The organism is Oceanirhabdus seepicola (assembly GCF_023684385.1).
In the GTDB taxonomy this organism is placed as follows: Bacteria; Bacillota; Clostridia; order Clostridiales; family Clostridiaceae; genus Oceanirhabdus; species Oceanirhabdus seepicola.
On the sequence record NZ_JAGSOJ010000001.1, the window covers coordinates 1180009 to 1200941 of the forward strand.

23 protein-coding genes are annotated in these 20933 nt (G+C 30.2%); 4 read left to right on the forward strand and 19 right to left on the reverse strand.

All coding sequences use genetic code 11. The annotated features are described in order from the left end of the window. Positions 1 to 46: 46 nt before the first annotated feature. The 6 genes from KDK92_RS05140 to KDK92_RS05165 all read right to left on the reverse strand — a co-directional run bounded on the left by KDK92_RS05140 (position 47) and on the right by KDK92_RS05165 (position 6699). On the reverse strand, positions 47 to 1342 hold the full coding sequence (locus KDK92_RS05140; RefSeq protein WP_250858009.1) for an Ig-like domain-containing protein: 1296 nt from the start codon (positions 1340 to 1342) through the stop codon (positions 47 to 49). A 65-nt stretch (positions 1343 to 1407) separates the two neighbouring features. Continuing rightward, a complete protein-coding gene (locus KDK92_RS05145) occupies positions 1408 to 2850 on the reverse strand; it encodes a serine hydrolase domain-containing protein (RefSeq protein WP_250858011.1) in 1443 nt (480 codons plus the stop codon). A 163-nt stretch (positions 2851 to 3013) separates the two neighbouring features. Then, positions 3014 to 3955 (reverse strand): DUF1028 domain-containing protein, encoded by a 942-nt coding sequence (locus KDK92_RS05150; protein ID WP_250858013.1) that lies wholly within the window; start codon positions 3953 to 3955, stop codon positions 3014 to 3016. Positions 3956 to 4208: 253 nt separating this feature from the next. After that, positions 4209 to 5174 carry a metallophosphoesterase family protein gene (locus KDK92_RS05155; protein ID WP_250858015.1) on the reverse strand — a complete coding sequence of 322 codons (966 nt, stop codon included), beginning with the start codon at positions 5172 to 5174 and terminating at the stop codon, positions 4209 to 4211. Positions 5175 to 5457: 283 nt separating this feature from the next. Continuing rightward, complete coding sequence (locus KDK92_RS05160; protein ID WP_250858017.1) at positions 5458 to 5928, reverse strand: HAD family hydrolase; 471 nt, start codon at positions 5926 to 5928, stop codon at positions 5458 to 5460. A 102-nt stretch (positions 5929 to 6030) separates the two neighbouring features. Beyond that, positions 6031 to 6699, reverse strand: a complete 669-nt coding sequence (locus tag KDK92_RS05165) for a hypothetical protein (protein WP_250858018.1) — start codon at positions 6697 to 6699, stop codon at positions 6031 to 6033. A gap of 225 nt (positions 6700 to 6924) precedes the next feature. Between KDK92_RS05165 and KDK92_RS05170 the strand changes: the two genes are divergently transcribed. Beyond that, entirely contained in the window at positions 6925 to 8118 is a 1194-nt protein-coding gene (locus KDK92_RS05170; protein WP_250858019.1) for an L-lactate MFS transporter, read from the forward strand. Between the two features lie 162 nt (positions 8119 to 8280). On the opposite strand, the gene KDK92_RS05175 is transcribed toward KDK92_RS05170, so the two are convergent. The 5 genes from KDK92_RS05175 to KDK92_RS05195 form a co-directional block, all read right to left on the reverse strand. Further along, positions 8281 to 8826 (reverse strand): hypothetical protein, encoded by a 546-nt coding sequence (locus KDK92_RS05175; RefSeq protein ID WP_250858020.1) that lies wholly within the window; start codon positions 8824 to 8826, stop codon positions 8281 to 8283. A 41-nt stretch (positions 8827 to 8867) separates the two neighbouring features. Next, on the reverse strand, positions 8868 to 9539 hold the full coding sequence (locus tag KDK92_RS05180) for a hypothetical protein (RefSeq protein ID WP_250858022.1): 672 nt from the start codon (positions 9537 to 9539) through the stop codon (positions 8868 to 8870). 100 nt (positions 9540 to 9639) lie between these two features. After that, positions 9640 to 10482, reverse strand: a complete 843-nt coding sequence (locus KDK92_RS05185; RefSeq protein ID WP_250858023.1) for a hypothetical protein — start codon at positions 10480 to 10482, stop codon at positions 9640 to 9642. Positions 10483 to 10763: 281 nt separating this feature from the next. Then, positions 10764 to 12017: a hypothetical protein gene (locus KDK92_RS05190; RefSeq protein ID WP_250858025.1), complete on the reverse strand. Its 1254-nt coding sequence runs from the start codon at positions 12015 to 12017 to the stop codon at positions 10764 to 10766. A gap of 13 nt (positions 12018 to 12030) precedes the next feature. Then, positions 12031 to 12483, reverse strand: a complete 453-nt coding sequence (locus KDK92_RS05195; protein ID WP_250858027.1) for a helix-turn-helix domain-containing protein — start codon at positions 12481 to 12483, stop codon at positions 12031 to 12033. 289 nt (positions 12484 to 12772) lie between these two features. Between KDK92_RS05195 and KDK92_RS05200 the strand changes: the two genes are divergently transcribed. Together KDK92_RS05200 and dnaN are read left to right on the forward strand one after the other, a co-directional pair. Continuing rightward, positions 12773 to 13153 (forward strand): hypothetical protein, encoded by a 381-nt coding sequence (locus tag KDK92_RS05200; protein WP_250858029.1) that lies wholly within the window; start codon positions 12773 to 12775, stop codon positions 13151 to 13153. Positions 13154 to 13198: 45 nt separating this feature from the next. Then, positions 13199 to 14299: a DNA polymerase III subunit beta gene (dnaN, locus tag KDK92_RS05205; protein ID WP_250858031.1), complete on the forward strand. Its 1101-nt coding sequence runs from the start codon at positions 13199 to 13201 to the stop codon at positions 14297 to 14299. Between the two features lie 262 nt (positions 14300 to 14561). Here dnaN and KDK92_RS05210 read toward each other — a convergent pair whose 3' ends face one another. The 7 genes from KDK92_RS05210 to KDK92_RS05240 all read right to left on the reverse strand — a co-directional run bounded on the left by KDK92_RS05210 (position 14562) and on the right by KDK92_RS05240 (position 19728). Then, on the reverse strand, positions 14562 to 15173 hold the full coding sequence (locus tag KDK92_RS05210; RefSeq protein WP_250858032.1) for a histidine phosphatase family protein: 612 nt from the start codon (positions 15171 to 15173) through the stop codon (positions 14562 to 14564). Positions 15174 to 15216: 43 nt separating this feature from the next. Continuing rightward, positions 15217 to 15564, reverse strand: a complete 348-nt coding sequence (locus KDK92_RS05215) for an SdpI family protein (protein WP_250858034.1) — start codon at positions 15562 to 15564, stop codon at positions 15217 to 15219. A gap of 152 nt (positions 15565 to 15716) precedes the next feature. After that, the gene (locus KDK92_RS05220) at positions 15717 to 16046 is read right to left on the reverse strand and encodes a DUF3784 domain-containing protein (protein ID WP_250858035.1); all 330 of its coding nucleotides are present in this window, start codon (positions 16044 to 16046) and stop codon (positions 15717 to 15719) included. A gap of 38 nt (positions 16047 to 16084) precedes the next feature. Further along, positions 16085 to 16351 (reverse strand): hypothetical protein, encoded by a 267-nt coding sequence (locus KDK92_RS05225; RefSeq protein WP_250858036.1) that lies wholly within the window; start codon positions 16349 to 16351, stop codon positions 16085 to 16087. Between the two features lie 127 nt (positions 16352 to 16478). Then, entirely contained in the window at positions 16479 to 17543 is a 1065-nt protein-coding gene (locus KDK92_RS05230) for a Gfo/Idh/MocA family oxidoreductase (protein ID WP_250858037.1), read from the reverse strand. A gap of 53 nt (positions 17544 to 17596) precedes the next feature. Next, positions 17597 to 18628: a competence protein CoiA family protein gene (locus tag KDK92_RS05235; RefSeq protein ID WP_250858039.1), complete on the reverse strand. Its 1032-nt coding sequence runs from the start codon at positions 18626 to 18628 to the stop codon at positions 17597 to 17599. An 89-nt stretch (positions 18629 to 18717) separates the two neighbouring features. Further along, positions 18718 to 19728, reverse strand: coding sequence for a phosphotransferase family protein (locus KDK92_RS05240; protein WP_250858041.1), 1011 nt, complete (start codon positions 19726 to 19728; stop codon positions 18718 to 18720). A gap of 110 nt (positions 19729 to 19838) precedes the next feature. On the opposite strand from KDK92_RS05240, the gene KDK92_RS05245 reads away from it, so the two are divergent. Further along, positions 19839 to 20312: a VanZ family protein gene (locus tag KDK92_RS05245; protein ID WP_250858043.1), complete on the forward strand. Its 474-nt coding sequence runs from the start codon at positions 19839 to 19841 to the stop codon at positions 20310 to 20312. Positions 20313 to 20363: 51 nt separating this feature from the next. Here KDK92_RS05245 and KDK92_RS05250 read toward each other — a convergent pair whose 3' ends face one another. Further along, positions 20364 to 20801 (reverse strand): GNAT family N-acetyltransferase, encoded by a 438-nt coding sequence (locus tag KDK92_RS05250; RefSeq protein ID WP_250858044.1) that lies wholly within the window; start codon positions 20799 to 20801, stop codon positions 20364 to 20366. Positions 20802 to 20933 lie beyond the last annotated feature (132 nt).

The window sequence follows — 20933 nt, forward strand, 5'->3', positions numbered from 1 at the left end:
TCCCTCCTGATTAATATAAATTATTTCATTTTTTATCTTGTTCATTCTATTCATAAGACTTTAAAATATCTCTAATGAATTCTTTTAATGTTCCATCATAGTCCTCATATTTATCAAATTCTTCATATACATATTTTGTTAAAACGAAACCATCACTAGTTTGACGTTCTATCTCATTCATAGAATATCCACCCACCATCTTCCTTGATAAAGCCCTTACAAATGACTCTTTTGTAATTTCTGACCAATTATCATATCCTTGTTTAACAGCCTTAGATTGTTGTATCTCTTTCATATTATATGATAGATTATTTACTTCTTTATCCAAGTCATCAATTATTGGATTAATAACTCCATGCAAATACTCGTGTACTATGTTAAGTATATTAGGTTCATATGAAGGACCTGTAAGTATTACCCCTTTTCCTCTATACAAATCTATATTTCCTAATCCAAATCCTCTCCAATATGCATCAAGTAGATTTACCTCAATATAAAAAGACTCTGAGTTTGGAACATCAACTCTTAGAAAGCTATTTGTTTTTGCTATTGCTTCAATAGCATTATCTGAATACTTCTTTAATTCTTTATCATAATAAGGTTTATACTTCTTATATAATTCTTCAATATTTGCTTTTTCGTAAAATTCTTTAAGATGCTTCTCTATCCCTTTTATCTCATACTTGCCCATCTTCTGAAGTGGTGGAAAATCTGGTGCAGAACCTAATTTTTTCAATGTGTTCTTATAGTAAACATAATCTTTATCTGTGTTAGTATAAAAATCATTATCCAATAATTCTAGATTCATATTTTCTAAATCTTCCCTAACCATTTTTCTTACTTCATGAAACCCCGATTTATTATTTTCATCATCGTAACCTGTAAAATTCATAAATGCATATAGTGTAAAGGTTCTAATATCATTTTCGAATATTATTTTCTCTTTTATTCTATCTTCCATTTCTTGATTACTTTGTTTTTTTGTCGTAAACTCCATTATTACTGCTTCATTCAGCTTTTCACCTGAAATTGATTTAATACCTTTCTCTATATGAAGTGTGTATTTTTCCCCTGGGTTATAATTACTTTTAGGTGTAATTGTAATGATATTAGTGTTATCTGTCTTAGATAATTCACAATTAATCTTATTACCCTGAGCATCAAGTATATAAATATTGTTATCTATGATACTACTTTCATCAACATCTATATTCAATTTAATCGTCCAATATTTATCCAATGGTACATCATTTTTTTTCTGCATTTCTATTGCTGCATAGGTTTGTTTTGGTGTGACTAAAATTAGCATAACGCTTAGTAAAACTATACAAAGTTTTTTCATTAATATAGCCTCCTCTTATTTGATTTATTCTAACAGTATAATACTCCAAGAATAATTTTTTTATATTACAAATCAAGTCTTCCAACTGCAGTAAAGTCTTTTAAAGTAAAAGATACATTAATAAAGAATTCCATCTTAATTCCACTCTCAATAAATGAGAAACGATATTTAACTACATAAGGTGTTTCTACATAGATAACATGTAGTTCTAATTCAGAATTGCTCAACCATTTAGCATATGATATGTACTTCTGATTATGAGATTGAATATCTTTTATAAACATTCCTTTATGGTGAACAGGTTCAGAAAAATCAAATTTGACTTTATACTCCAGATTATCCGAATTAATTGTACTCATAATGAGCTCTTGTCCATTTTGATTAAACATAACTTTCTTTATTCCATTAGGATTATCATCAATTATATAAGCGCAATTATTAAGTTGTTGTATTCCAACAGGTATATCCCTAAAACTTGGAGCAGTATATTCTAATGAATTTAGTTTATTTTTAAGCTCATTATAATAATTCCTATGAAGATTTTCCTCAATATAATCTGAATCAAGTAAATGCTTATAAATATATTTAAGCAATTTTTCTGTTTTAGTTCCTTTAGATGTTGCAACAACTATAATATTCTTTTCAGGTACCACTAAACAAATCTGCCCAAATGCACCATCCAATCTGAAATAATTATCTTGACCTATATGTATCTGGTATCCATAATGTAGGCCAGAGTATATTCTATTTTCTTTGTCCCTTTCAGTATGTTTAAACACATGTGGCGATGTAGCCTCATTAATATATGATTGTGATAGAATCCTTTTCCCTTGATAAATTCCTTTATTTAATAACATAACACCGATCTTTGCCATAGATTCTGGTGCAAGACTTAACCCCATTCCACCAGCAGTCATACCCGATGGGCAAGTTTCCCATTGTGGCTTTGGTATATCCAGAGGTTTAAATAGATGGTCATTTAAAAACTCTAATAAACTCTGCCCTGTTGCTTTTTCAACAAGAGCTGATAACATATGAGATCCATGAGTACTATAACGATAATAAGTGCCTGGCTCATGAGGAAAGTTCTGTGCTAAAAACGCCTTTACCCAGTCTTTTTGAGAATACAGCATTTCATAAGTATTATCATGAATACCTGAAGTCATAGTTAATAGATGTTTAACTTTTATTTTGCTTAAATTATCACTTATTTCTTCTGGGAGTTTATCAGGAAAATATGAAATTACTTTATCTTCAATATTAAGATATCCTTTATCCGCTGCAATCCCAACTCCAAGAGAAGCAAAAGATTTTGTCATAGAAAACAGTAGCTGCTGATCTTCTAATTTATAAGGTCTTTTACTAAACTGTGCAAGAATATTATTATCATGTAATAACATAAAGGTCTTTAAATTAATCTCTTCATCCTGCTCTGTAACTTCAATAAAATCTAATATAGCCTTGGATGATATCCCGTAATTTTCTGGTATATCCTTCTTAAAACGCATTAATAATACCCCTTTTCTTTTGAATAATGCTTCATATATTGATTTAATTCTATATTTGATTCTTATAGAGATTCCAACTCAAATCTTAATTTATACATGTCCATAACTCGTTGATTCGTCGAGATTTTGGAACATGTATAAATTAATTTTCGTACTGGAATCTCTATATATTATTTAATATTTGATAAAGGTATTCATCAGATTCTGCTTTTGCATTTCTAATCCCAACCTCTTTCCAAATTGGACTGATTGAAATTACGCTTTTTAACAAAGAAATTCCTTCATCCTCTAATCCAGCCTTTAATAAACTATTAGCATAATAAAATTGGTGTTGTATTCTACTATCCTTATTAGGAATATTATTTAAATTATTATTAAACTGTTCTTTTGATAAGGTTACTTTTTTATTATCCAATGGTTTTTCACTAAGCATCTTATTAGCATTAATAATACAATCATTAGCTTTCTTTAAGTTAATAAGCCTTCTGAGTTCCTTTAAAGGTTTAGGATTATCATACACTTTGAAATCATAAAAATACCCTAACCAGGGTTTATCTATTAGTTCAGATGTAACTATAGTGATTGCAGCAGATTGTGGTCCATGAACATCTCCGCCTTGGGATTCAGCAGCTTCCATTGCCTCCATAATACAGTCAACTAATTCACCATCACATTTCTCAAATGCCTTCCCCATTGCATCCCATACCGTATCCTTAAGCATCATATTAGCTTGGCATGAATAATGTTTACCTATTTTATGACCTGCATCTCCAGTACATTTGCTTCCTGTGTGTGTGCACATGTTTCCCATTGCATCCATAATAGCTACTTGTCTATATTCTGAACCTGAATCCTGTTCAGTCAAATCTTTTAGTATTTCTCTTGGAAGTTTACCTTGTCGCATCATTTTAATACCTTCAAAAGCGTAAAGTTGATTGGTATATGCTTGTGTTGCTATAACTCCTATACCGGGTTCATCCCAAGTCACACGGTTACATGCAGCAAAATTGTGAGTTTGCATTCCTACCCCCAATTGCTTTTTTATAGGATCAAATGCCACTATTGAATATGTATTTGTAAACTCTGAAAAGTTTATCTTTTCCATGTATCATCACCTCAAAATTATGTATTTATATCTTAACATTATAAAGCTCTAGAATATCAATATTTATCTAACATTTTATTTAACTCTTAAACTTAACGATATACATATCATACCATATTATGAAACATATCCAGCAATATAATAATTCCAAATCTGAGCAAAAAAATAAAAGGTAATACAAAAGTACTACCTTAGATGTAAAAAAATAAGCACCATTACATGTGATAATTTCTTTATAACATTCTTCAATTTCCTAAAGAATAAAACTGTCTATACAGTTTTCATTTATATCATATACTTTAAAAAATACATTATCTCCAATAATATTTACAATCATATAATGGTACACACCAAGAGGACCAAATGCACAATTTTCAAGGTTGTCCCCTCCAGCGTAAAGAGGTGCCCCACAACTTCCTACCGTTAGCTGATTAAACTGATTTTCCACCACTAGTTTATTTTTTTCATAAAATAGTGCATTGCTTATAACCCTTCGGCAGTAGAAGTGCTCGTGTCCCATAAAAACAGCTGATATATTATTTTGGCCAAGAATTTCGCATAGACTTTCCCTCTGATAGGGATTAATGGATGTTCTATCCACGTTGCCGAATATTGGAACATGAAACATAATAAAATTGTGTTGTTTGTCACTTGCTTTCAATACTTCCTTTAGCCATACCTGCTGGTCATGTGGTATTCCATAAAGAACTGTTGTTATATCAGTATCAACATTTTTCCACCTACTATTTAATACTATAAAACGTGAATTCCCATAATCGAAATAGTATACAGTTTTACCATAACCCTTCAGCATCTCATTACAACATCTACCAGGCGGCAAATAGTCAAAAACCATATTAAATGCTTTTTCACTTTCATTTAGAGGTATATCGCAACTTATATCGTGATTCCCAATACATGGATATAAGAATTCTTCAATATTTACTTCAGGAAAAATATTTTTTACAATGCCTTTCCAATAATTTAACCAATGTACCATAAAACAAGTACATGGTTTTATTCCATGTGTCCATCTTCCACTTATCATATCGCCTCCGAACAGTATAAATTCTGGCTGATGATATTTCTTCAAATGTCTTAAAATATTAGTAAACACTTTTTCATTTATTTGATCATTAACATCCTTCCCATAACCTCTGCTATCGCCCATTACTGCAAATTGAACATTATCACTAGCATACTCATTCCAATGAGTCATTTTTATACCTCCATCAAGATTTATAAAAGGTATCTTTATACTACATTCTATGAAAAATATAAGTACAATGTTCATATACCTTTACATAATATAGAGGAATTCTGCCCAATTCTGTCGTCCTTTGTCAATTATTCTATATAAATTCTCTATCAAAAGTAAATTATAATCTCATCTCTTAGAACATGATAATTCTATTAAAAGAAAAAGCTTGCACAATCCTGCACTTTATGGCGGTGTTGTACAAGCTTAATGTTTTTAAGAAATACTAGAATTAATCTCCCATTTATCCTCTTAAATCTGCAATCATTCTCTTTGGTTTCAATATCAACTCAAAAGCATCCTCAATGTTCTTACATACAATGTCAGCTTTCATTAAAGATTTTGCAGAACAACCTTCTGTCCCAATTACTATAATTGATATACTACAAGCTTCAAACATTTGTCCATCATTGAACCCATTTCCAATACATATGCAATTTTCAGCTCCAAGTTTTTGTGCTATTTCTCTTTTGTTTTCAGCAGCATTTGAGTTATCAAATATCTGTATTTCAATAGGCATATTAGCACATTGATTTCTTGCAGTACCATGGGTATCAGCAGTTACTAAATGTACACTTATTCCAGCTTTACTAATAGCCTCTATTTTCTCTTTTACTGCTGGGATAACTTTACCATCACAAGCTATAGTTCCGTTATAGTCTAATAAAAGATTTTTAATTTTTATGGTTCCTCTTCCTGGTATATTAATTTCCATTGTTAATATCTCCAATCAATATCTAGTTATAAATCCATGCTATTAGTATAAATCGATTCTTTTCAAGTTACAACGTATCTCACTAGCAATGTGCCTAATGTTTTATTTATTAATATTCTTCCTTATTTCCTCAACTAAATCTCCCATTGTTATATTCTTATCTTCAACTATTCTTCTTCTAGGTATAGATATTAATCTTCTTCTTTTCCCAGTAATTAATGTTTCCATAATTGAATAGTTAAGTTTATAATCTGATTCCTTACTTACTAGAATTCCCACAGTATCATTTCCACCATCTTTATACTCTATAACATCACTAATTTTATTCCACTGAATTAACTTATAACCTGGAATCTTTAACCCATTCTTATTCAAAGTAATCATTCCAGCAGGATATTCTGAGTCATCCTTTTCTTTCTTTGTTATAAATTTATTAAGTAGAACAACTATACCTATTAATATTAACAATCCACCTAAAAGTAGTTCAAATCTTATGTGTAATATAATTGTACATAAAAATACAACAGTAACTATCCCAAGTGCAATACTAAGTAATCGTCTATAGTCTAAATACTCCAACAATCTCATTCCTTGTTTCTTCAAACGATTATAATTCATATACAAAGATGGTACAACAGCTATCAGTACAAGGGTAGATGCATATTCAACTTCTTTCATACTAATATATAATACGCCTAGCCCTATGCAAAATATACTTATTATTATACTAGATAATATACTCATTCCTGAATTCTTATATTTAATTTCCATAATTGCCTCTCTTCATTATAGTATTTTTTAATATAGTAACATTTTAATTTATTTACGTAAACTTGGCAAATCTTATGAAATTACATTATAATCTAAGTTTTAATAAATGTTGAATTAAATCCAAAAATCATCTAAAAATTTTACAATTCATAGTTTATCATTATATAATAATATAAACTAAAATAGATGATTATATTTTTTTTAATATTTTAAGGAGGATTTTTAATGGGGAAGAAGGTTATGAATCGTTGGCTGGTTGTATTAGGTGCAGTGCTTCTTCAGTTATGTGTAGGAGCAATTTATTCATGGAGTTTGTTTAATCAACCTCTTATGGATAAATTCGGTTGGGCAAAGAATGAAGCACTCCTTACATTTTCTATAGCGATTTTTGTATTTGCTTTTACAACAATTTTTTCTGGTAGACTTCAAGATAAAATTGGTCCTAGAAAAGTTGCATCAATTGGCGGTATCTTATACGGTGCGGGTTTAATATTAGCTTCAAAAGCAACTTCTATAATACTTTTATATATTTCTTTTGGTGTACTTGCAGGAATTGGGGTTGGATTTGTTTATGTTTGTCCACTTTCTACTTGTATCAAGTGGTTTCCAGAGAAAAAGGGATTTATAACTGGTATTGCAGTAGGGGCTTTTGGTCTTGGAAGTTTAGTTTTTAAATCTATAATTCAATATTTACTTGTTTCAAAAGGAGTTTCTGAAGCCTTCTTTTATTTAGGAATAATCTTTGTGCTCATTATATTATTAGGAGCTCAATTATTAATACTTCCACCTGAAGGATATAGTACTAATACTAAAAATTCAATTAACTCTATAAAAGAAAATAATTTTACTGTAAAAGAAATGATGAAAACTAAAGTATTTTATATTATTTGGGTAATGTATTTATTTGGATGTATAAGTGGACTTTTAGTAATAGGACTTGCAAAGGATATAGGTATCCAATTAGCTGGACTTGAACCTGCTGTAGCTGCAAATTCTGTAGCTATGATATCACTTTTCAATGCTGGTGGAAGACTTATTTGGGGAACTGCATCAGATAAACTAGGAAGAATAAAAGTAGTATTATTTATGTTTATAATAACAGCTATATGTATGATTATACTGAGCGTTATCCCTCTAAATTTTGTGATATTTTTTGCTTGTCTTGCCGGTGTTTCATTTTGTTTTGGTGGTTTTCTTTCTGTATTACCTACCATTACAGGTGAGTTTTATGGTATTAAAAATTTAGGATCAAATTATGGACTTGTATATCAAGCATATGGAATAGCAGCCCTTGTCGGACCAATTATAGTCGCAAATGCTGGTGGACTTAAACCTACATTTATGATTTCAGCAGTATTGGCTATCATCGGTGGAGCTATGACCTTTTTAGTAAAACAACCGGTAAAAACAAATGTATAATTGATGTTTCTGCCTTAGGGCAGAAACTATATCTTATTGTTCTTTAGAACAATAATTCACTACATACTATAAATATATTTAAAAGGAGATAGAATCCTCTCCTTTTTTTACATAATTTTACACTCTGAAATATACTAATATAATGTTATTTAATGATGGTATTTACATTTCAAGACCGTAGAATTGCACTTTCCATTTACCGTCTACCTTTTTTATTTCAAGATTAAGGTACTCATAATAATCATTGTTTTTTAAGCAAAACTCATACTCTGCATTTATCATATCGTCCTTAATGTCATCAGGGTCAAGCTTCAATATTAAGAATTCAACATCATCAAACATATTTTCTGTGTTATAATAATTATCTTTATCTTCTGGATTTAAGAGATAACTTTTCATAGTACTGACATCTCCACTGAGGTAAGCTTTTGTAAATTTCCATGCTACTACTTGAAAGTCATGTCCTTCTTTACTTTTTAAAAACTCATCTTTATGCTTAAGCCTTTCACACTCTTCATTTAAAGTATTTGTATTGGTTTTGTTATCGGTTTTATCTTCAGTTTTATCTTCGGTTTTGTTATTATTCTCTGCTATCGTACTTATCTCACTATTAGAAGTTTCTATGCTTACTTTCTTATTACTTCCACACCCTATTAGTAATCCGCTCACTATTAATATAGATATAAAAACAGTTAACTTTTTTTTCATTTTTCCTCCCCCTTAATTTCATATTCGAAAGCTAAAAATTTTTACCCTTTCATCTTCTCCTTTATTTCATCAACTAATTGAGAAGTATTTAACCCCCCTTTACATATTACTTTATTTTTAAATATGGTTATTAGCCTTACGTTTTTACCAAATAACCTATCTTCAAGTTTGATTTTTTTAATTTTATATGCTCTCTCACTAGATACCAATACACCTATGATTGAACCTTCTCTTGTTTCATATTCTAAAACATTACTTATATCATCCCACTTGATAAATTTATATGCTGGAATCTTTATTCCCTCTTCATTAAGAATAATCTTATCACTAGGATAGCCTTCCTCTATTTCATTAGATTTTTTAAATAAATCTCCTACAAAAATCAAAATGATTGCCAAAATAATTAACAATATTCCCATAATATAATTAGCGTACTTACCTGAAATAGCTACACAAAATGCAATAATTCCAAACATTATTATTAACCATTTTGTAACACGCCCATAGTCTAAATAATCCACTATGCCCATACCTTTGTTTTTAATGTTCTTATAACGCATAAATTGCATAAACATATTTACTATCATTACAATTACAAAGATACTGCTATTATTAGTGCTTTTATCATTGAAAATTATTAATCCCATTACAGCACATACTATAAAAACAATCCAATATACTCCGTTCTTTTGATCTTTATATTCAAATTCCATCCCCATCCCCCTTTCAACTAACATATAGACTTAGAGCTCGGCCATCTTTTTAAGTCTGATTGCCAAGCTCTATTTATTCGTATATATCTTTATATTTAATTTATCCCTGTAAAGGAATCTCATTATTCTTTAATCTCTTAAAGGTTCTCTCTGCCTTACCAGTATGCAACTGCCATGTATACCAAAAAGCATATGGAACACAAACTATTGCATTTATAATTCCCCAATATTTTAAGACTTCAGCATTATGCCAACTTGATGCATCCATAAGACTTGGGAATAAATCTCCAAAACATGCACGTATTAATAAATGTGTTGCTAATGTATAAACCCTAGCCATTATATATAACTCTGGTCTTCTCTTAACAAGAGGATATATCTCTGCTGCAAAGATTATACAAAGTGATGCTGCGAAATATGCTCCAGTTTCTCCATATACAAAACATCCATTCCAAGTAGTATACAAAAAATTCCATCCTATTGTAGTATATGCAATTACATCACTACTTTTACCCTTATAAATCTTCCAATACTTTGTTGGAAATGGTGCTGTAATACATAAAACTACTCCACAAACAACATTCATCATGTTTCCTAACTGATAATCTTTAATAGTAGCTTCCATGATATTAAGCAATAGAACACCATATAATGTCCACATGACCCAACCTTTTTGTAGAAACTCCCATCCTTTACCTTTTCTATCTTCATAATTAGATGTTCTAGCAAGTCCAAATAAGATTATTGGTAATAAAATGCTTAATGTTTTAAACACTCTGAACCAACCCTCTATATTTCTTAGCCAAAGCGGAAAAGTAAATAAAGCTCCAATCCATATCCAATTAGATATCTTGTAGTGCTTTCTCATAAAATGTACAATCAAAATCAATAATGCAGTGTATCCCCCCATAGATAGTACATACTGCCAAACTGGTATTTCCATATTATCGCTCCCTCTTTATTATGTCATAGGCAAGTAAAATAAATTGCCTCATATCTATTCTGTATTTTACTCCTATTTACATATTTTTTCAAGTTTTTCATTAATTTATTATTTTATATTTATTATGTAGGCGCAGTTAAATCTAGTCTAAACAAATTATATATTAAAGGGGACGGTTCATTAATTTATAAGAATACTTGCACCCTCAAATTTTATGTTTGATGTGCAAGCCTTCTGTAAATTTCTTATGAACCGTCCCTTTATTAATTTTCCTGGATAAATTATCTCTTAATTATCTCAACCATATCAGCAGCGAACTTCCCTAACCCTTCAATTATATAGAAACCATCCTCATCTTCAGGTTCTTTATCGACTTTTAAAGTTATTTTTGATATGTTATACCTATCATTCTCATATTCCATAATCACAGGTTTAAAGATACAATGTTTTTCTCCATCAATATCAACACATATAAAATTCTTATGAAGTATTTCATTTCCTATTTCATCTATATTCATAGGATCGTATCCGCATAATCTCATATTATGTTTAATGGATACCTTTATCTCATGACCATTCTTGAATTCCTCAAATAATTTCTCTTTTCTTCTCTCCTGCTTGTCTATCTCTTCTACTATAAATCCCCTTAATTCACTATCCTCATTTAGTGAATAATCATACCTTGTGTTGTTCTCCTCTTCTTTGTATAAGTTATATACTTCTATCATAAAATCATATATATATGGTGATTTTTCATATTTATTATATTTCTCTGTCCAATCCTTATCTAACCTATCTAGTATTAATCCCATATAAGCTCCAGTAATATAACAATCACCTCTAAAATTCTTAAGAGTCTTATCCGTGAATTTCATGGTTCCTTCGTATGTTTTCAATACCGCATTTAAATCTTTTCCTGAACACTTCATTAATGCTTTAATCTCAAGATAGGCTGCTGTTCCTTCCATTGTCTCTAATCCCATTTCAAAATGCAGTGCCGCTTCTTCTAATGACTTAATTCTATTGTTCCTATATTGAATGAACTGATCCAAATATAAAAACAAATCTTTCTTCTCACTAGAATTTACTGCATTATCTAGATTACTTCTCTCAAGTGCTCTGTAGAACAAATTATCCACTTGGAATTTATAATCAAGAATCCCCAAAGGATCTCCACACATATAGTCCATATCCCCTTTACTCTGAAACACATGAAAACTCTCATGTAAAACAATAGAATATAATCTCTGTATACTTATATTTCCCATGTAATGAAGACCAACAATTGCTATCTTTTTTCCATGAAAATCAATAGCTGTATTTCCTTTAAAATCATCAGTAATCTCTCCAATATATATATAATCATCTATACATGTAAATGTATCGGGTAATGTATCATGCCCTATAATACATACCTGTTCCTCATTATATATTGCAAATGGTACTTTATTAAACTCACTCCAATATTTAACAAATTCATCCTTCTCCCATATATCAGCTAATTCCTTCATAGTATTTATTAAACTTTTCCCCATTTCTACATCCCCTTTATTTCTCATACTCTTCAAATAAACTAACTACCATTGAAATATTCTTGGAATCACCCTTAAATACAAATCTAGCTATACCAGTTTCTGCTTTATAAGTATATTGAAATTTAATATTTCCACTCTCCACATTATTTATAGTATTGCACACTCTTCCACAGAGCTTCTCTATCTCATCTTCATTCTCCACCTTAAAGTCAACTATAGTATGAATGGTTACATTATCATTACTCTTTCCTTCCATCAACCCCAATATGATATCATCCTGTTTCTTCTGAAACTGTTCTACAACTTCTTCATTATTCATGAACTTTTTCAGATTTTCTTTATCAACCCTCCATTGTCCCCCAACTTTTGATGCTCCTAATTTCTCTTCTTTAATATATCTTCTTACTGTACGAGTATGAACATCAAGAACTTTCGCTACCTCTTCAACTGTAAATAACTCCTTCATAATCATCACCTCTATTTACATTTTATTCCCTAAGTTACATTTTGTCAATTATTATTACATTTAGTTACATTAATTCAAGGGGACGGTTCATTAATTCCTTCTGTTGAGCTTGCACAATCGAATATCATATTAGGTTGTACAAGCCTTTTAATGAATTTTAATGAACCGTCCCCTCAGGACTCATGTTTATAGTTTGTACACATTTCTCATTTTTGATATAATTACCATATAATTCATGAATTTAAATAAAGAAACTAACACTTGATCCAAATTGAAAGGAGTGAATATATTGAAGAATAATGAAAAGTTAACTACAAATATACTATCAGGTGTTTTTTTTATAATATTTATTATATTATTCCTTTTGAGGTTATCAGGAATAGCAATGGACGGCATTGGAGATATAGCAATATCCTTAGCTTCATTTGGAGTATTCCTAGCATTTATATTTAGTCAAAGAAAAAAATATTACAATAAATTAATTATAGTTTTAGTTATAGTTGTAGGTATTTTAGGAAGCTTTGCTTTTATTGTAGTATTTGGTAATCTACCAGATAAAGCTTTACTTTTTATAACATTAGGCATTGTTGTAATCTCAGTAATCACAATAATAATACTTGGTACCTTAACTATTATACGTATGCTTAAATTGTACAAAAATAGGTTGTAGAATATTCTTTAATTTTATCTTAATCTAAAAAATGGGGGAATAAAAATGAAGTTTATAATCCATAAATCTGAACTATTAAATGGGGTTTCTATTGCACAAAAAGCTATTTCAAATAAAAGTCTGAGTCCACTACTTCAAGGTCTTCATATAAAGACAAATGGTGATAGTATCGAAGTAACCGGCTCAAGTAATGACGTAATTATACATACTAAGCTTGAAGGAAAGGTTATTTCCGAGGGTGAGGTGATTGTTAGTTCAAGAATGTTTGGTGATATCATAAGAAGACTCCCAAATGAAGAAATAACAATTGAGCGAAATGAAAGTACTCTTATAATTTATTATGCTGATTCTAAGGCTCAACTTAACTGCAATGACGGGGATGATTATCCAAGGATAAACAATCAAGATTTAGAACATAGTTTTTATATTTCAACCGAAGAACTGAAAAAAATGATTGATGGGTGTGTATATGCTTGTTCCTCTAATGATGTTCGTAATTCTTTCACAGGAGTTCTTTTTGATATACAAAAACATTCAGTGGCTATGGTTGCTATGGATGGTCTAAGAGTTGCATTATCTAAAAGATCATATGCTAGTAGCTTTACAGGAAATCGAATAATTCCTGGTTCTACATTGGCAGATGTTTCAAGAATTATTACTAATGAAGGATCTACCGTAAACGTTTCCTTTAATGATAATAACATTATCTTTATAACTCCTAAAACTATGATTTATTCTAGAATTATTCAAGGAGAATTCATAAATTATGAAGCTGTAATTCCTGATAGTTTCAATATAAGTTTTAATATACCTAAAGACAAGCTATTACCATGCATTGATAGAGCAGCACTCTTTGGGAAAGAATCCAGCGGTAGCTTAGTCCTACTTGAAATATCTGAAAATAATCTAACAATTTCAGCTAACTCACAGTACGGCCTTGTGGATGAACATATTAAAATGGCTCCTATAATCGAAGGTGACTTAAAAATTGGCTTTAATTCACGTTATCTATTAGATGCCTTAAAAAACATTGATTCTGATGAAATAAACATGAGCTTTAATTCAGAAATAACTCCTACCGTAATTAAAAAAGTAGATTCCGATGAATCACTTGCTATGCTGATGCCTGTTAGACATAGATCTTAGCATCACACTTAGTGTGCCTTAATGTAGAATTGATAATGTAGAATAGATAATGATGGATGTTTCTGACCAACATCAGAAACTACATCTTTATAGTTTTTTAGTACAAGAAGAGTTTACTCATTTTTTCTATGATAAAATATTGTATTTCAAGTAAAATAATTTTTTATTCATTTACTATAAAAAGGGTTGTACAATCCAAATTACTTGGATTGTACAACCCTTTTTATAAGTTTTAATGAACTGTCCCTCGCTTGTCCTTACCTTATTTCAGATGATATTGCATATTACTGGCAGCTACCACCCTAGTCTTACCACTTACTCTCCAAACATGAACCCCTGTGTCTCCTGTGTTTAAACAAACTCCTGTATCTAAAGGAAGATTAAGAAATGTTCTATACAACATATTTATAAGACCACCATGAGAAACAATAAGAATTCTTTTATTCTCTTTTTCAAAATCTCTTGAGTATATTAATTCTGCAAAAAAGTGCTCCGCTCTTGCTCTTAGTTCGATAAGGGATTCCCCATCTTGTATACACTGATAATATTTTCTACCACCCTCTGGCAATGGATATAGCCTATCAGCTTCTTCCCTCAAAAGTCCTGCTAAAACACCATTGTCCATCTCATTAAGTCTTTCATCATAAATAATCTCTTTTTCATACTTCTTCCCTATGATTTCTGCCACTTTTGATGCTCTTTTCAATGGGCTACTATATATCTCATCGAACTCATATTTATATTTTAACCAACAAGCAAGCTTCTCTGCCTGTTCAATTCCCAACTCAGTTAAAGGGAAATCAGCCTTTCCCTCAAGTCTATTTTCTATATCAGCTACAGATTGTCCATGCCTTACAACAATTATCTCTAACATAATTCCTCTCCCCTTCTATAGTAATTTTATTTTATTGATTTCATCATTGTCCTTTAAATTTTTTTCTTAATTTAATTTCAACAATAGGAATTGGTATAAGCAATAAAACAAGGCTAATCACCGCATGAACAGCACTTAACCGTCCTTGTTCAATTGGAACTATTAATTTACTAAGAATTATTCCAATAATTAAAGTTGTTCCTAAGACCAGCCAGATTTTTGATATTAATTTATGTGCATAATCCCAAGCTTCTTGAGATTTCATAGATTGAGATGTTCGGTAACCATATACTTTATTTATTTGTTTTGGAGAGTGATTTTTCCACGATAATCCAATGATAAAAAGTGTAATAGGAATAATTAAATCCATAATCCAAAAGAATACTCTCATGTTCTGTTCCTCCTATATTAATAATATAGCAACTCTACTACTTATAATTAAATAATAAAGTTCTTAATTTAGTACCTCTATTCACCAGTAACAGCAACAAGTGCACCTATGAAATTCATTGATTCAAACATATTTCATCTCCCATTCTATAGTTACTCCTTTTCAATCTTTCCATGCTTTTCTATAGCATAAATAGTCTTAATTATCCCTACTATTACAATTACAGTTTGAGTATGCATAAAAATATTAAAGTTATCTCTATTTAATACTATCCCTATTATTCCTACCACAATAACAGATAATCCTATAAATAAAAAGTGATTTCCAAATATCTTTGAAACTTTTTCCTTATCATGCTTTTTTGAATCAAACCCATTTATCATATCACCTGCATTTTGTGTTTTACTAACCCATCCAAAGAAAGTAAAAATACCTCCGAATAACATGGTAATAATCAATAATCCACCTTGTCCCTGGCTCATAATATCCCCCCAATATTAACTTTATAACTTTCTATTAATTATTTAAGTTTTTTTCCACAACTTGGACAATAATCACTTCCATCCATTGTACTATGCCGAAGTTCAAATGCCTTACCACAGTAAGGGCATTTCCAATACCTTGAGCTTAAGATAAAAAAAGAAATAATCAAACCTATCCCAACTACCGTAAAAACTAAACTAAAATTACTGAGGGCCAAAAATAATAAACTTGTATACAAACAAATAAGAGCAATCTTTCTAAACTTAAACATATTTATTAACTCTCTATCTTTATTATCATTCATATTTTTCCCCTCACTTCATACTTAATTTTCACTGTTATTTTACTAAATATTATACCATATTCATCCAATTTATTCCATAAATCACTTTCTATAACACCACCCTGTTTTTAATGTACATTTATTTCAACTAAGTATTTATTATTCTACCTTCCCTTGAGCTTAACTCTGCTAATTCTATGATTTTAATTACATCCAATGCCTGTTCAGCTGTTACTTCAAGCTTTTCTTCTAAGACTATGGCATTGTGAATATTCCTATAATAATCTCTATAGTCTCCAACCTCACTCTCAATTTTCCCTCTGAAACTCATACCATTTACTTCACTGTTTAAAATTCCCCAGATATCCTTTGGTTCTTTTCCCCACTCCATATTACCTTCTAGTTTCCTACCATTCTTCAAGTCATTTTCTTGAACATCCAATCCGTACTTAACAAAATTTCCATTTTCTCCTGTTAAGAAATATCTTGGGGTACTCTCTCTTACTAACATTCCAGCTTTCAAAGTAACCTTAAGGTTATTTAAGTTCTCTCCATAATATAAAGTAACCTGAAAATAATCTGTTGTTTTTGCACATTTTCTCTGTGTTCTTATATCACCAAAAACTTTTTCTGGATATCCAAAAAGGGTAAGTGCCTGATCAATAAGATGTGATCCTAAGTCAAACAGTATACCTGATCCTTCTTCCTGTTCTTCTCTCCAATTTCCTTTAAGAAAATTCCGGAATCTATTATAATATGCCTCATACTCTACAACTTCCCCCACCATGCCCTTTTCTATAACCTTCTTAATGGTTCTGAAATCACTATCATACCTTCTATTATGATAAACACTCAATATTCTTTTTTCTCTATGGGATATCTCAATTAATCTTCCCCCTTCCTCTGAATTGACAACAAAAGGCTTTTCAATAACAACATGTTTGCCATTCTCCATTGCATCCTTTGCCAAGATAAAATGAACTTTATTTGGTACCGCAAGAATAACAAGTTCAATTTCTTCATCCTTTATTATTTCATTCTTATCTTGAACAACCCTTGCATTGGGATACTCTTTTTCTGCTAACTTAATCGCCTCTGGGTTCTTTGTATATATTTTGTTAATCTCATATTCCTTCATTGACTCCAGTAAAGGTGCATGAAATACCCTTCCACTCATACCAAACCCTATTATTCCAACCTTCAACTTATTCATAAAATATCTCCTAATTATATTTTTATTCTAAATATCATTATTCTTCATATATTTTATTTCTCTAATCCTAAGAACTCAAAGAGCAATTCCCTTATAATACCATACCTACTTATTTTCTCGCTATCTTTCATTAGTGTTTCCATAGCTTTTCTATCCCCTCTTTTAGCTCTTGTGAATATATCAGTATAATATTCTCTCATACGGTCATTTACAGGCATTTCTGAAGTTAGTTTACTTCGTAAAATGCTATCATATAAGTCTTTAAATTGAGAACTTCTTTCATTTTTCATCTTAACATCATTCTTGAATATATTACCTTCATATAATCGTAATTTCTCATTATATAATTCAGTGAAATCTGGCTCTGTTGACACAGAACCATCAAATAAAAACCTAACCTCAGATAGCTTATACCATTTCTGAAACACTTTCTGTTCAATAACTTTACCACTCTCATCTTTTATCTCCATACCTTTTGACAAAAGAATCCTTTCTGTTTCTATATTAAGCATCATGAGATTCATATCTTCTGTGTAATCAATATATCTCTTAAAGAAACTTAAATCGTCTAAGTATTGATTATCCACTTCGTCTGGACATTTTATCAACCAAAAATCTTTTATATTATTTTTTCTCAATACTTCATGCTTTCTCTTCCAATACTCAAAATCAAGATCCTGTCTCTCATATTCTAAAGCCATCTTATTTCCATTCTCATCCTCAATATAAAGATCAGAATATAGCTTTCCACATGAATTAAATTTATACCTAATTTTATAATCTGGATACATTTTCTCAAGGTGTCTTTTAAGAATAAATATCCCTTCAATATGTTCTTCCGTCTCTTCATTATAGGTGCATTTTCTGAAGCCATTGTTATTCTTATGAGCAAAGTGCGGTTTTCTTTTTTTTACATCTCTCATTCTAAAAGTAACAGGTTCATTACAAAGTGGACAAAGAAGTTCATTTCTCTTTGCAGCTGCTCTAAGCTTTATCTCCAATTCCTTATCTAATACAATTCTCTGTATTGGATCATATATATCAAAAGCACAAACTTCTTCCTCTAGCCAAATACACTTCTGCATTTAAATCTCCTCCTACTCACCATAAAATTCCACGTTAATTTTCTACTATTTCTATCCAAGCTTGTCCAACACCTATTGCATCTTATCCACTATTTCATTATCTCCAAATACCTTTTAACTAATTTAACACCCTCAGGATAATAGTCTGGTGCTTGTTTATATGCCCAACTACATATTCCTAAACCTGACGATAACAATAAATAATCTAATGAATCTTTAAACTTATTGGAGATTTTAAAATATCTCTCATAGCCTTCATAGAAACTCTCTTCCAGTTCTTTATTCTCTAAAAAGTACTTTTCATATAATGCTAGCATATCCCTATCTCTCACTGATGCATAACATATTTCAAAATCGATAATTCCACTTATCTTCCATTCTCCATCTATTTCATGAACCAGAATATTTCTTCCATCATAATCTCCATGAGTCATAGAACCTTTCTCATCAAATTCAATATTATGGATATCTTCTTTAAGAGCTTTTAATCCATCTATAAGAATATCTTTTTCTGGCAATTCTTGTTCCAGTATATCTTTTTCAATATTATTGCAACTGATAGAAAATTTTTCTTTATAGGTTTTATACCCATTTACTACATTTCCTTCTATATCAAAATCACCAAACTTCTCATATTCTTTTGTTCTATGTAGCTCTCCTAGCTGTTTTCCCATGTCATTGAATATTTTTCTCTTTGTTTTTTCATCCAACATGTGCATTACACTGTCTAAGGTGACACCTTCAATCCTTTCCATGAGAATCCACTCGATATCATTTTCTAAGGTTCCATAATCTATTAGTTTTGGAGAAAGTACACTTCCCTCTTCAAGTAAAGTTAAACTAGCAACTTCACGACTTCTTCTTCCATTCACATAATACATCTTGAATACAAGCTCATCCCCTTCATGAGTTTTAATCCCATAAACTAAATGCCTTTTAAGATGATGATTACCTACAGGCTTTATATTCAAAATTTCTTTTCCTAAAATATTTTCTATTATCTCTTTCATCTCTTTTTCAGTGTAGTTCAACATATTTTCTTCCCCCTCTTCAAATGTTTCTTCTTTTTTTACATCAATTAATATTAGCTCTAAGATCATCTACTTTACGAACTTGCTCATCCCTATTATTTTTATGTTGTAAATAAAAGTTAATTATAGTATTATTTCTGTAAATAGCTTATTAATTAACCTTAACTTAAGGAGATGATATGAAATCTAATATAAAAGATATTTATAACCGTTTTTCAAATAATCCAGTATTCAAAATATCTACAAAGATAATCTTCTTTATATATCTATTTTATTTATTCTATTTAGTTTTTTTAAGTTCCTATTATGGACGAGGAGTTGTTCATAGAAATTATAATTTAACTCCTTTTAAAACCATTAGTGAATTTTTATTTTTTAGTAATAATATGAGAGCTATTCTAAGAAATATAGACGGAAATATTGCTGCTTTTGTACCGATGGGATTTTTATTACCTTTAGCATTTTCCAAAATGAATAAATACCATAAAGTATTTGCAGCAATTATAACTGCCACATTATTTATTGAAATATCACAATTTATTTTTGGTGTAGGAACTTGCGATGTGGATGATGTTATTCTTAATTTTGTAGGTGGAATAATCGGTTATAAATTATACAACTTTATTACATATTATACCACATGCAATGAATAATAGGTCATAGAGAAACTCTCTACGACCTATTCATCTAAACCTTTATATCATCTAAAGTTCAATTTTGGCAACTAACTCTTCCCACATTATCTCTCCAGTCTTTTTAAATCCTACACTTTCATAAAGTTTGTCTGCCACAATATTTTCTGGTTCAAAACTTGTAAAAAATTCAATATTGCCGTACTTTTCTCTAATTAGATCTAATAGTTTTAGTACTGCTGCTCTTCCATATCCTTTTTTCTGATATTTTTCATCAATCATAAGTCTGCACATTCCCATTGTATTATCCTCTTCATCTTTTTCATACATTAGAAATCCAACCATTGTTTCCCCATCATATATAGAAATCGGATACAGTCCCTCACCAAAGTTAGCTTGTAGCAGTGAGTATGAATTTGGTGCTACAAATTCCTCCTGTTCCTTTGAAACCTTTAATTCAATACATTTTTCCCAATTTTCTTTAGTAACTTCTTTAAATATAATATTCATCTTTCTCCCCCTTAAAATCAACTATATACATATATTATCATCAACTGAATATATTATCAATTAATGTATAAATATGTATTAATATTAGGGCGGTTCATTTATTCTACCAGAGAATCTTCTCGTATAAAAAGG

Excerpts from the sequence above, each read along its gene's own strand:
- KDK92_RS05140 (WP_250858009.1), bottom strand. The coding sequence starts at position 1,342 with ATGAAAAAACTTTGTATAGTTTTACTAAGCGTTATGCTAATTTTAGTC.
- KDK92_RS05145 (WP_250858011.1), bottom strand. The coding sequence starts at position 2,850 with ATGCGTTTTAAGAAGGATATACCAGAAAATTACGGGATATCATCCAAG.
- KDK92_RS05150 (WP_250858013.1), bottom strand. The coding sequence starts at position 3,955 with ATGGAAAAGATAAACTTTTCAGAGTTTACAAATACATATTCAATAGTG.
- KDK92_RS05155 (WP_250858015.1), bottom strand. The coding sequence starts at position 5,174 with ATGACTCATTGGAATGAGTATGCTAGTGATAATGTTCAATTTGCAGTA.
- KDK92_RS05160 (WP_250858017.1), bottom strand. The coding sequence starts at position 5,928 with ATGGAAATTAATATACCAGGAAGAGGAACCATAAAAATTAAAAATCTT.
- KDK92_RS05165 (WP_250858018.1), bottom strand. The coding sequence starts at position 6,699 with ATGGAAATTAAATATAAGAATTCAGGAATGAGTATATTATCTAGTATA.
- KDK92_RS05170 (WP_250858019.1), top strand. The coding sequence starts at position 6,925 with ATGGGGAAGAAGGTTATGAATCGTTGGCTGGTTGTATTAGGTGCAGTG.
- KDK92_RS05175 (WP_250858020.1), bottom strand. The coding sequence starts at position 8,826 with ATGAAAAAAAAGTTAACTGTTTTTATATCTATATTAATAGTGAGCGGA.
- KDK92_RS05180 (WP_250858022.1), bottom strand. The coding sequence starts at position 9,539 with ATGGAATTTGAATATAAAGATCAAAAGAACGGAGTATATTGGATTGTT.
- KDK92_RS05185 (WP_250858023.1), bottom strand. The coding sequence starts at position 10,482 with ATGGAAATACCAGTTTGGCAGTATGTACTATCTATGGGGGGATACACT.
- KDK92_RS05190 (WP_250858025.1), bottom strand. The coding sequence starts at position 12,017 with ATGGGGAAAAGTTTAATAAATACTATGAAGGAATTAGCTGATATATGG.
- KDK92_RS05195 (WP_250858027.1), bottom strand. The coding sequence starts at position 12,483 with ATGAAGGAGTTATTTACAGTTGAAGAGGTAGCGAAAGTTCTTGATGTT.
- dnaN (WP_250858031.1), top strand. The coding sequence starts at position 13,199 with ATGAAGTTTATAATCCATAAATCTGAACTATTAAATGGGGTTTCTATT.
- KDK92_RS05210 (WP_250858032.1), bottom strand. The coding sequence starts at position 15,173 with ATGTTAGAGATAATTGTTGTAAGGCATGGACAATCTGTAGCTGATATA.
- KDK92_RS05215 (WP_250858034.1), bottom strand. The coding sequence starts at position 15,564 with ATGAGAGTATTCTTTTGGATTATGGATTTAATTATTCCTATTACACTT.
- KDK92_RS05220 (WP_250858035.1), bottom strand. The coding sequence starts at position 16,046 with ATGAGCCAGGGACAAGGTGGATTATTGATTATTACCATGTTATTCGGA.
- KDK92_RS05225 (WP_250858036.1), bottom strand. The coding sequence starts at position 16,351 with ATGAATGATAATAAAGATAGAGAGTTAATAAATATGTTTAAGTTTAGA.
- KDK92_RS05230 (WP_250858037.1), bottom strand. The coding sequence starts at position 17,543 with ATGAATAAGTTGAAGGTTGGAATAATAGGGTTTGGTATGAGTGGAAGG.
- KDK92_RS05235 (WP_250858039.1), bottom strand. The coding sequence starts at position 18,628 with ATGCAGAAGTGTATTTGGCTAGAGGAAGAAGTTTGTGCTTTTGATATA.
- KDK92_RS05240 (WP_250858041.1), bottom strand. The coding sequence starts at position 19,728 with ATGATCTTAGAGCTAATATTAATTGATGTAAAAAAAGAAGAAACATTT.
- KDK92_RS05245 (WP_250858043.1), top strand. The coding sequence starts at position 19,839 with ATGAAATCTAATATAAAAGATATTTATAACCGTTTTTCAAATAATCCA.
- KDK92_RS05250 (WP_250858044.1), bottom strand. The coding sequence starts at position 20,801 with ATGAATATTATATTTAAAGAAGTTACTAAAGAAAATTGGGAAAAATGT.